The sequence below is a fragment of the Saccharomonospora sp. NPDC046836 genome (assembly GCF_040645195.1).
Lineage (GTDB): Bacteria > Actinomycetota > Actinomycetes > Mycobacteriales > Pseudonocardiaceae > Prauserella_A.
In genome coordinates, this window is sequence record NZ_JBEYXW010000071.1 from 1 (window position 1) to 10,734 (window position 10,734).

General features: G+C 71.9%; 11 protein-coding genes. 5 read left to right on the plus strand and 6 right to left on the minus strand.

The window, feature by feature from the left end; translation table 11 throughout:
* Positions 1 to 46: 46 nt before the first annotated feature.
* Both ABZ863_RS34185 and ABZ863_RS34190 read right to left on the minus strand, forming a co-directional pair.
* Positions 47 to 664 (minus strand): FMN reductase, encoded by a 618-nt coding sequence (locus ABZ863_RS34185; RefSeq protein ID WP_358543803.1) that lies wholly within the window; start codon positions 662 to 664, stop codon positions 47 to 49.
* Between the two features lie 107 nt (positions 665 to 771).
* Positions 772 to 1,875: an LLM class flavin-dependent oxidoreductase gene (locus ABZ863_RS34190; RefSeq protein WP_358543796.1), complete on the minus strand. Its 1,104-nt coding sequence runs from the start codon at positions 1,873 to 1,875 to the stop codon at positions 772 to 774.
* Positions 1,876 to 2,070: 195 nt separating this feature from the next.
* On the opposite strand from ABZ863_RS34190, the gene ABZ863_RS34195 reads away from it, so the two are divergent.
* From ABZ863_RS34195 to ABZ863_RS34205, 3 genes are all read left to right on the plus strand, one after another.
* Entirely contained in the window at positions 2,071 to 2,502 is a 432-nt protein-coding gene (locus tag ABZ863_RS34195) for a GNAT family N-acetyltransferase (RefSeq protein WP_023418802.1), read from the plus strand.
* Between the two features lie 109 nt (positions 2,503 to 2,611).
* Positions 2,612 to 3,385, plus strand: a complete 774-nt coding sequence (locus ABZ863_RS34200) for an SDR family oxidoreductase (protein WP_023418801.1) — start codon at positions 2,612 to 2,614, stop codon at positions 3,383 to 3,385.
* Positions 3,386 to 3,392: 7 nt separating this feature from the next.
* On the plus strand, positions 3,393 to 3,602 hold the full coding sequence (locus tag ABZ863_RS34205) for a hypothetical protein (RefSeq protein ID WP_023422515.1): 210 nt from the start codon (positions 3,393 to 3,395) through the stop codon (positions 3,600 to 3,602).
* On the opposite strand, the gene ABZ863_RS34210 is transcribed toward ABZ863_RS34205, so the two are convergent.
* From ABZ863_RS34210 to ABZ863_RS34220, 3 genes are all read right to left on the minus strand, one after another.
* Positions 3,586 to 5,019 (minus strand): SulP family inorganic anion transporter, encoded by a 1,434-nt coding sequence (locus ABZ863_RS34210; protein WP_358543805.1) that lies wholly within the window; start codon positions 5,017 to 5,019, stop codon positions 3,586 to 3,588. The two genes, ABZ863_RS34205 and ABZ863_RS34210, sit on opposite strands and share 17 nt — an antisense overlap.
* A 129-nt stretch (positions 5,020 to 5,148) precedes the next feature.
* Positions 5,149 to 5,978 (minus strand): IS5 family transposase gene (locus ABZ863_RS34215; RefSeq protein ID WP_358290813.1). Its coding sequence is split into 2 segments (ribosomal slippage): positions 5,149 to 5,639 and positions 5,639 to 5,978, totalling 831 coding nucleotides; the frame shifts between segments, so codons are not numbered across the junction.
* Positions 5,979 to 6,282: 304 nt separating this feature from the next.
* Complete coding sequence (locus ABZ863_RS34220; RefSeq protein WP_358543798.1) at positions 6,283 to 7,476, minus strand: RtcB family protein; 1,194 nt, start codon at positions 7,474 to 7,476, stop codon at positions 6,283 to 6,285.
* Positions 7,477 to 7,711: 235 nt separating this feature from the next.
* Between ABZ863_RS34220 and ABZ863_RS34225 the strand changes: the two genes are divergently transcribed.
* Positions 7,712 to 8,641, plus strand: coding sequence for a hypothetical protein (locus tag ABZ863_RS34225; protein ID WP_358543801.1), 930 nt, complete (start codon positions 7,712 to 7,714; stop codon positions 8,639 to 8,641).
* 125 nt (positions 8,642 to 8,766) lie between these two features.
* Positions 8,767 to 9,600, plus strand: coding sequence for a DUF3558 family protein (locus ABZ863_RS34230; protein WP_023418797.1), 834 nt, complete (start codon positions 8,767 to 8,769; stop codon positions 9,598 to 9,600).
* Between the two features lie 81 nt (positions 9,601 to 9,681).
* Here ABZ863_RS34230 and pssA read toward each other — a convergent pair whose 3' ends face one another.
* Positions 9,682 to 10,581: a CDP-diacylglycerol--serine O-phosphatidyltransferase gene (gene pssA / locus ABZ863_RS34235; RefSeq protein ID WP_023422512.1), complete on the minus strand. Its 900-nt coding sequence runs from the start codon at positions 10,579 to 10,581 to the stop codon at positions 9,682 to 9,684.
* Between the last annotated feature and the right edge of the window lie 153 nt (positions 10,582 to 10,734).

Here is a 10,734-nt window from a genome sequence, read left to right on the forward strand (position 1 = left end):
GGTCCGGGGGCACCGCCGTCGTGTCGCCGTCCCCGGCGTCCAGCCCTCATTCCTGGACGCGCAGGGCGGCCAGTTGCTCGGCGAAGGGGACGACCTCCTCCAGCGGGTCGGCGGCGGGGGCCGCCCGGCGTCCGCCGGTCCCGGCGAGCAGGGCGGCCAGTTCGGCGGCGGCCCGGTCGATGCGGCGGTTGAGCCCGTCGGTGTTGCCCCAGTCCTCGGAGGCCGCGTAGACGGCGGTGGGGACGACCACGGCCCGCAGGTAGGCGAAGAGCGGGCGCAGGGCGTGTTCGAGGGCGAGGGAGTGGCGGGCGGTGCCGCCGGTGGCGGCGATCAGCACCGGCTTGCCGGTCAGCGCCTCTTGGTCGAGCACGTCGAAGAACGACTTGAACAGACCGCTGTAGGAGGCGGTGAAGATCGGCGTGACGGCGATGACCGCGTCGGCGCCGGTGACCTGGTCGAGGGCGGCGGCGAGCTTCGGGCCGGGGAAGCCGGCGGTGAAGTTCTGCGCGATGTCGCCCGCCAGGTCGCGGAGTTCGACCGTGTCGACCCGGACCGGGACCTCGGCGGCCCCGAGGTCGCGGGCGGCGGCCTCGCCGAGGCGGTCGGCGAGCAGCCGGGTCGAGGAGGGCACGCTCAGGCCGGCCGAGACCACCACGACCCGCAGGGGGCCGGAGCGGGAGACGGGCTCCTCCGCGCTGTGGCGCGGGTCGTCGGCCAGGCCGTCGGGGGCCTCGGCGGCGGGGCGCTCGCCGGACTGGAGAGGGAACTCGGTCACTTGGTCACCGCCTTGGAATCGGCGCTCTCCTGGGCGCGGGCGCGCAGGGAGGCGTGGGTGGGGGCGTCGGGGACGTCGGCCGGGCGGTCCTTGGCGAACTCCTCGCGCAGCGCCGGGACGACCTCCTCGCCGAGGATGTCGAGCTGCTCCAGGACCGTCTTGAGCGGGAGCCCGGCGTGGTCCATCAGGAACAGCTGGCGCTGGTAGTCGCCGACGTCCTTACGGAAGCTGAGAGTCCGCTCGATCACCTGCTGGGGCGAGCCGACGGTCAGCGGGGTCTGGCTGGTGAACTCCTCCAGGCTCGGCCCGTGTCCGTAGACCGGCGCGTTGTCGAAGTACGGGCGGAACTCGCGGACCGCCTCCTGGGAGTTCTTCCGCATGAAGACCTGGCCGCCGAGGCCGACGATGGCCTGTTCGGGGGTGCCGTGGCCGTAGTGCGCGTACCGGTTGCGGTAGAGGCGCACCATGCGCTTGGTGTGCTCCATGGGCCAGAAGATGTTGTTGTGGAAGAAGCCGTCGCCGTAGTACGCGGCCTGTTCGGCGATCTCCGGGGAGCGGATCGAGCCGTGCCAGACGAACGGGGGGACGCCGTCGAGCGGGCGCGGGGTGGCGGTGAAGGACTGGAGCGGCGTGCGGAACTTGCCCTCCCAGTCGACCACGTCCTCGCGCCACAGCTTGTGCAGCAGGGCGTAGTTCTCGATGGCCAGCGGGATGCCCTCGCGGATGTCCTTGCCGAACCAGGGGTAGACCGGGCCGGTGTTGCCGCGGCCGAGCATCAGGTCCACCCGGCCGTCCGCGACGTGCTGGAGCATCGCGAAGTCCTCGGCGATCTTCACCGGGTCGTTGGTGGTGATGAGGGTGGTCGCGGTGGAGAGGATGAGGTTCTCGGTGCGGGCGGCGACCCAGCCGAGCATGGTGGTGGGCGAGGAGGGGACGAACGGCGGGTTGTGGTGCTCGCCGGTGGCGAAGACGTCGAGGCCGACCTCTTCCGCCTTCTCCGCGATCCGCAGGATCGCCTTGATCCGCTCGGCCTCCGTCGGGGTCCGGCCGGTGGTGGGGTCCGGCGTGACGTCGCCGACGCTGAAGATCCCGAACTGCATGGCTGGCTCACCTTCCGCAGGTTGTTGAGTGTTCAACTATACCCGTCCAACGAGAGGCTCCCCCGAGGTATTCCCCCGCCTCCTACAGGGCGAAAAGCGCCCGTACCACCCCATGCCGGCCCTCGTCCCAGTGTGCCAGGATCACCCCGTACCCACCTGGGGAGGAGCCCCGGCGGCAGCGCCTACCGTGCTGCCATGAACATCATCGACCTGGCCCCCGGCGACCCCCGCCTCACCACCGACGCCCTCCCCGTCCTGGCCGAACTGCGCCCCCACCTCACCGCCCGCCTCCTGGAGGAGGTCTACGCCGCCGGCCACCCGCAGGGCCTGCGCTTCAGCGCGCTGTACGACACGGAGGGCCGGTGCGTGGCGGTCGCGGGGTGGCGGGTGATCGCCAACACCAGCGCCATCCGCAAGCTCTACGTGGACGACCTGGTCACCGCCGAGGCGGCCCGCTCCACCGGCGCCGGCCGGGAACTCGTCGCGTACCTGGAGGACCGGGCCCGCGAGCTGGACTGCCGCGTCCTGGACCTCGACTCGGGCACCCAGCGCACCGACGCGCACCGCTTCTACCTGCGCGAGCGGTTCTCGATCCGCGCCTTCCACTTCAGCAAGCTGCTGCGCTGAACCGCCTCGGGCGTGGACCCGGTGGGCGCGGTGCCTATGCTGGCGGATGGTTCCGGGGGTCGTCCGGCCCCGGGAGTCGTCCCGCCGACCTTCTCCGAGGAGCACCGTCATGAGCGCCGCGCCCACCCCCGGCAACCGGATCGCCGTCGTCACCGGTGCGAGCAGCGGCATCGGCGCCGCCAGCGCGCGCAAGCTGGCCGAGGCCGGGTACCGGGTGGTGCTGACCGCCCGCCGCAAGGACCGCATCGAGGCGCTCGCGGCCGAGCTGGGCGAGGCGGGGCACAGCGTCACCGCGTACCCGCTGGACGTGACCGACCGGGCCGCCGTCGACGAGTTCGCCACCGCCTTCCGGAGGATCGCGGTGCTGGTGAACAACGCGGGCGGCGCGCTCGGCGCCGACCCGGTCGCCGCCAGCTCCCCGGACGACTGGCGCCAGATGTACGAGACCAACGTCATCGGCACCCTCAACATCACCCAGGCCCTGCTGCCCGCCCTCACCGCGAGCGGCGACGGCACCGTGGTGGTCATCTCCTCCACGGCCGGGCTCGCCACCTACGAGGGCGGCGCCGGGTACGTCGCCGCCAAGCACGGCGAGCACGTCCTCGCCGAGACGCTGCGGCTGGAGATCGTCGGGACTCCGGTGCGGGTCATCGAGATCGCCCCGGGCATGGTGAAGACCGACGAGTTCGCCCTGACCCGCTTCCGGGGCGACAGCGAGAAGGCCGCCAAGGTCTACGCGGGCGTCGCCGAGCCGCTGACCGCCGAGGACGTCGCCGACACCGTCGCCTGGGCGGTGACCCGCCCCAGCCACGTCAACGTCGACCTGCTGGTGCTCCGCCCCCGCGCGCAGGCGTCCAACACCAAGGTCCACCGGGAACTGTGATCCGCCCATGACCGCCTCCGCACCCGGCCCGGAAACCCCCGGCCCCGACCCGGCTCCCGGGCCGCCCGAGCGTCCCGTCGCCACCCCCCAGGAGCGCCGCCGGCTGGCGGAGGAGACCCGGACCGAGAAGTACGTCTGGTGGTCGCTGGGCTACTTCTTCTTCGGCATCCACATCGTCGCCTTCGTGATGATCTACGCCGTCACGCACGCTCGCTGAGCCGCGCGTGCAGTTCGGCGCCCGGGCCGGTCAGCCCGGTCACCTCGGCGTGCTTGCCGCGCTGGGCGTACTTGGCCGTGATCGTGTCCAGCACGGCGACCGCCGAGGCGTCCCAGAGCCGGGCCGCGCCGAGGTCCACCACGACCTCGTCCGGGTCCCCGGCGTAGTCGAAGCGGTCGGCGAGGCCGTTGGCGGAGGCGAAGAAGAGGTCGCCGGTGACCGCGTACCGCACGGTCGAGCCGTCCGGGGCGCGGGTGACGGCCAGCTCCGCGCGGCCCGCGACCCGGCGCGCGAAGACCCCGAGCGCGGCCAGGCAGCCGGCGATCACACCGACGGCCAGATTGCGGGTGGCGACCACGAAGACGACGGTGACCGCCATGACGGCGGTCTCGCCCACCGGCAGGCGGCGCAGGGTCGCCGGGGTGATCGAGCGCCAGTCGAAGGTGGTGAAGGAGACCATCACCATCACCGCGACCAGCGCCGCCATCGGGATCGCCGAGACGGCCGGGCCGAGGGTGAGGCAGAGCAGCAGCAGGAAGACCCCGGCGAGGAAGGTGGAGAGGCGGGTCCGGGCCCCGGCCGTCTTCACGTTGACCATGGTCTGGCCGATCATGGCGCAGCCGCCGAGGCCGCCGAAGAAGCCGGTGACGACGTTGGCGACACCCTGCCCGACCGACTCGCGCCTCTTGTTGGAGCGGGTGTCGGTGAGATCGTCGACGAGCTGCGCGGTCAGCAGCGACTCCATCAGCCCGACCAGGGCCAGCGCGACGGCGTACGGGGCGATCAGCGTCAGGGTGTCGAGGGTGAAGGGGACGTCCGGCAGGCCCGGGGCCGGCAGTGAGGTGGGCAGGGCGCCCCGGTCACCGACGGTCGGCACGGCGAGCCCGGCGCCGACGGTGACCAGGGTGAGCACCACGATGGAGACGAGCGGCGCGGGCACCACGGTGGTCACCTTCGGGAAGACGACCATCAGCGCGATCCCGCCGACGATCAGCGGATAGACCGCCCACGGCACGTGCTCCATCTCCGGGACCTGCGCGAGGAAGATCAGCACGGCGAGCGCGTTGACGAACCCGACCATGACCGCGCGCGGCACGAACCGCATCAGCCGGGCCACGCCCAGCGCCCCCAGCACGATCTGGATCACCCCGCCGAGGATCACGGCGGCGATCAGGTACCCGAGCCCGTGCTCCCGGTTGAGCGGCCCGATCACCAGCGCAACGGCCCCGGCGGCGGCCGAGATCATCGCCGGCCGCCCGCCGACCACGGAGATCACCACGGCCGTCGTGAACGAGGCGAACAGCCCCACGGCCGGCTCCACCCCCGCGATCACCGAGAAACTGATGACCTCCGGAATCAGCGCCAGCGCCACCACCAGCCCCGCCAGCACCTCGGTCCACAACCGCCGCGGCGACATCCGGAACCGCCCCAGCAGCTCACTGCCACCGGACGGCGGCATGGGGGCAGGGGCAGAGGACAGCAGCGAAGCAGAGGATAGTGCCAAGGGAACCGCGAGACCTGTCGTACTAGGTTCTGTCGTCAAATGTCACGCCCACATCAGGAGTGCCGCGAGCGTGACGGCCGCTTCGTAGGACTGGGCGGTTTTGTCGTAGCGGGTGGCGATGCCGCGCCACTGCTTCAGGCGGTTGAAGCACCGTTCCACGACGTTGCGGTGCTTGTAGGCCTCGCGGTCGAAGGCCGGCGGGCGGCCACCGCGACTGCCCCGTCTGGCCCGGTTGCCGACCTGGTCGGCACGCTCGGGAATCGTGTGAGGGATGCCGCGGCGGCGGAGCCAGGCGCGGATCGCTTTCGAGCTGTAGCCCTTGTCGCCCAGGACGTGATCGGGCCGGGTGCGGGGTCGCCCCGGTCCGATCCGGGGCACCCGGATCGCTTCCATCACGGCGGTGAACCGGGTGCAGTCGTTGGTGTTGCCGCCCGTGACGACGAAGCCGAGCGGACGGCCTCTGCCGTCACAGGCAAGATGAATCTTGCTGGTCAGGCCGCCCCTGGACCGCCCGAGGGCCGGGTCGCGGAGCCCCCTTTTCGAGCCCCGGCCCCATGCTGGTGGGCCCGGATGATGGTGGAATCGACCGACACCAGCCACTCGATGTCGCCCGCCGCGTCCGCTTTCGCCTGGGCGGCCAGCAGCATTCGGTCGAACGTTCCGTCCGCCGCCCACCTGCGGAAACGGGTATGCAGCGTGGCCCACGGGCCATAGCGCTCGGGCACGTCCCGCCAGGCCGTCCCGGTCCGGAACTTCCACACGATCCCGTTCAGGACCCTGCGGTCGTCCAGCCGCTTCCGCCCCCGCAACGACACGGGCAGCAACGGCCGGACGAACTCCCACTCAGCATCGGACAGTTCATGGCGACGTATCACGACACCATGATCCACCAGCGATGATCATTTGAAGACACTGCCTAGGGCGCACCACACAACCGGCACGCGACTACGGACCAGCACCCCGCACACCTACGACCGGGCACCTCTCCGAGGGTACCGAGCCACCCGGCCACTCAGCCCAAGGCCGAAGACAGCCGCGGGCGGCAGAGCACAGCCCGGCCGGCAAACGGCAGCCCGGCCGGCGCTTGACGCCGAGAACCGGCCCGGCCGGCGCTTGAGGCCATCTCTGACCGCATGGCCGGCCGGGCGCGAGCGGAAAGGACAGGCCCAGCAGGCGTCACCCCTTGACGCAGACGACCTGCTTGAGCTGAGCCACGACCTCGACCAGATCCCGCTGCTGGTCGATGACCTGCTCAATGGGCTTGTAGGCCCCGGGGATCTCGTCCACGACCCCGGAGTCCTTCCGGCACTCCACACCCCGTGTCTGCTCGGCCAGGTCCCGCAGGGAGAACCTCCGCTTGGCGGCGTTCCGGCTCATCCGCCGCCCGGCCCCGTGCGAGGCGGAGTTGAAGAAGGCCTCGTTCCCGAGCCCCTTCACGATGTACGACCCGGTCCCCATCGACCCGGGGATGATCCCGTAGTCCCCGCTGCCGGCCCGGATCGCCCCCTTCCGCGTGACGAGCAGATCCATCCCGTCGTACCGCTCCTCACTCACGTAGTTGTGGTGGCAGGAGATCTCCGGCTCGAAGGTGACCCGCGCCTTCTTGAACTCGCGGGAGACCACCTGCTTGAGCAGGTCCATCATCAGCGTGCGGTTGTACCTGGCGTACTCCTGCGCCCAGAACAGGTCGTTCCGGTACGCCGCCATCTGCGGGGTGGCCGCGACGAAGACGGCGAGGTCGCGGTCGACGATGCCCTGGTTGTGGGGCAGGTCGCGGGCGACGCCGATGTGGTGGTCGGCGAGTTCCTTGCCGATGTTGCGCGAGCCGGAGTGCAGCATCAGCCAGACGTCGCCGTCGGTGTCGAGGCAGACCTCGACGAAGTGGTTGCCGGAGCCGAGCGTGCCCATCTGGTGCGCGGCCCGCTCGCGCCGGAAGTGGACGGAGTCGGCGACGGTGTCGAAGCGGTCCCAGAAGGCTTCCCAGCGGTTGGTGCCGAAACCGTGCGTACGCGTCGGATCGACGGGCCGCTCGTGCATCCCGCGCCCGACCGGGATGGCCTCCTCGATCCTGGAGCGCAGCCGGGAGAGGTCCCCGGGCAGGTCGCCCGCGGTGAGCGAGGTGCGCACCGCCGACATGCCGCAGCCGATGTCGACGCCGACGGCGGCCGGGCAGACCGCGTCGCGCATGGCGATCACCGAGCCGACGGTGGCGCCCTTGCCGTAGTGCACGTCGGGCATGACGGCGAGGCCCTTGATCCACGGAAGGGTGGCGACGTTCTGGAGCTGGCGCATCGCCGCCTCCTCGACCCCCGCCGGGTCGGCCCACATGCGAATGGGCACTCGTGCGCCCGGAATCTCCTGGTAAGCCATGGTTGTCTCGTTCCCCCGGTACGTCGGCCGCACGCCGCTCAGGAAGGGCGGGGCCGCTGGACGTCACGCGCGAATACCTGGCCAAATAACGGGATCAACGCCCGCATACAGGGCGGGCGACCGGCGACCCCGGCGGCGCGTGCGATACACATTGTGTCCATCGGCCGCCGCAGCACGGCAACCGGATTTCCGGCGCGGCGCCGGGTGACGAAGCCGTACGAGAGGAGCCCCGACCGTGGCGCGTAAGGCGTATCCCCGCAGGGCACGGGTGACCGGCACACTGATGCTGCTGGTGGCCCTCGGCGCGGCGGGCTGCACCGGCGACCCGGCCGCCGAGGACTCCCCCGACGCCAAGCCGGCCGGCGGCGAGGCGACCACCGCCCAGGCCGAGCCCGGCAAGTACCAGACGCTGCCGCAGCCCTGCCGCGCGGTGGAGACCGGCACGCTCGACGCGATGCTGCCGGGGCTGGCCCAGCTCGACCAGGAGCAGCGGCAGAAGGCGTACGAGGGGACCTCCTCGGTCACCTACGACTCGGACCGGCGCACCGGCTGCCGCTGGAAGGTGGACTCGGCGGACGCCGGGCACCTGCTGCGGATCGACTTCGAGCGGGTCGTCTCGTACTCCGCCTCGGTCAGCGACGACGCCCGCGCGCAGGCCGTCTACGGGGACCGGATGAAGGAGGCGGACCTGCCGCGGCCCTCCGACCCCCGCGAGGAGCAGCCGGAGCGCCGCGCGGACGACTCCGCGAAGGCCGACCGCGACGAGGCCCGCGCCACCGCCCCCGCCGACGACGAGGCGGGCCAGGGCGCCTCCCCCGAGACCTCGCAGAAGCCGGGCACGGGGGCGGCGAAGGAGAAGGAGACCGGGAGGACCGAGGAGCCGGCCGACGAGACGGTGGACCCGTCCGCCCCGGCCGAGGGCCTGGAGCCGCGCCTCCTTCAGGAACTGGCCGACGACGCCTTCATCGACGACCAGCTCACCACCTCCTCCTCCGGCTCCGGCCAGCGCACCGTGACTGTGGTGTTCCGCACGTCCAACGTGATCGTCACCGTGGAGTACGAGGCCCAGCCGAAGCAGGTGACCGAGGTCCCCGACAGCGCGTCCATGCAGGAAAAGGCGCGTGAGTTGGCCGGCCTGCTGGCCGAGCGGCTGAGCGACGTGTGACCCCGCGCGCCCCGGCGCGCACCTGTGGAGCGGGTGGGTCGCCCGGCTGCTTCGGCGTACGGTGACCCCTCGGACCATCCGATCCGTCCGGTTCGGCCCGACCGCACGACTTGAGCGAAGGAACCATGCACCGACCAGCACAGCGACTGACCCGCATACTCGCCTGCGCCGCCGTCCCGGTGATGCTCGTGGCCGCCGGCTGCTCCTCGGACGACTCCTCCGGCGGCGCGGACGCGCAGCAGGACAAGCCCTCCTCCTCGTCCGCGGCCTCCGCTCCGGCCGTGGAGAAGGCCGCGTACGGCACGCTCCCGGAGGCGTGCGCCACGCTCTCCAAGAAGACGCTGAAGGACCTGGTCCCCGACGCGGACAACCTCAAGGGCAAGACCGGCAAGTCCGACGACACCTCCTCGCGCGCCACCTGCTCCTGGAACAGCCTGGACAACAAGGGCGTCGACGGCTCGCAGTTCCGCTGGCTGCACGTCTCCCTGATGCGGTTCGACTCGGACGAGGCGCTCGGCTCGGGCGCGAAGCGCGCCGAGAAGTACTACGCCAAGCAGATCGCCGACGCCAAGGCCACCGAGGACGCCAAGGAGGTCGCCACCGAGCCGGTCTCCGGCACGGGCGACGCCGCGACGGTGGTCTCGTACGAGCTGAAGAAGAAGGAAGGCACCTTCAAGCAGCAGTCGCTGGTGACCCGCGTCGAGAACGTCGTGGTGACCGTCGACTACAACGGCGCCGGCCTCGCCGGCCAGAGCTCCCCGAAGACCGCAGGCCTGATCGAGGACGCCACCAAGGCCGGCAAGGAGGCCGTGGCAGCGGTCACCAAGGCCAACAGCGCCGACGCCAAGGGCTCCTCGGACGGCGACTCGGGCAAGGAGTCGGAGAAGGACACCGGCAAGAAGTCCGAGAAGGACGACGAAGAGAACGCCGGCCAGGGCGCCGACCCCGGCAAGTCCTGACAGACGCCCCCCCGTTCCGCACTCGGAGCCCGGTCACCCTCCGGTGGCCGGGCTCCGGCGCGTTCCTGCCCTCGTAGGGCGTTACGCCGCGCGCCGGTCGCGCCGGGCCTTGATGCGGCGGCCCGTGGCGACCAGGGGCAGCAGGGCCGCCAGGGAGAGCTGGAGGGCGCAGCCGGTCACCAGCAGGCGCTCCGCCCCGGGCGCACCGGCGGCCCAGGCGACGAGGCAGCCGATGTTGACGGCGGCCCAGACGACCGTGGCGACCGCCATCCGGCCCGTCGGCTTCGGGTACTCGACCCGGCTCACCATGAGCCAGGCGACGCCGACCACCAGCGCGAGGGTGAGGGCGAAGGGCAGTTCCAGCAGGACGACCGAGACGACGGTGAGCGCCGCGAAGGGGATCGGCATGCCCTCGAACATGCCGTCCCGCGAGGTGGTGACGGAGAAACGGGCCAGCCGCAGTACCCCGGCCAGCAGCACGGCGACCGCGCCGACGACGGTCATCCACAGGTGGGCGCCCTCGCCGACGAGCCCCCAGACCACGACGAAGTAGGCCGGCGCGAGACCGAAGCTGATCAGGTCCGAGAGGTTGTCCAGCTCCGCCCCCATGCCGGAGCTGCGGAACTTCCGCGCCACCAGCCCGTCGCACAGGTCGAAGAGGGAGGCCAGCAGGATCAGCATGACGGCGGTGGCCGCGCCCTGCCGCAGGGTGCCGTCGCCCGGACCGCCCGTCAGGTAGGGCACCAGCACAGCGGTGGTGATGAAGTACACCGAGGAGAACCCGCAGACCGCGTTGCCCAGGGTCAGTATGTCGGCGGCCGACAGCCTGGAGGGCGACGGCTGCCGCCCGCTCCTCCCCGGCACCTCCCCCGGTACGTCCCCGCCTGCGCCCGGGCCTCCGTCCCGGCCCCCGCTCCGCCGTGGCTCCTCGGGTGTCTCCTCGGCACGCAGCACTGCCCTGTCCGTGTCGGTCGTGGTCAAGGCAGTCTCTCCTCCGCGCGTCCGTTCGCCGGCGGGCCACCGGTGGCGAGCATCATGCCAGCACGCCGACGTGGTCCATAGCCGGACCTGATGCGGCCGCCCGGCCGCGCACGCACCCTCCCGGGGACGGACCCCCGCCCTACCCCGGCACCG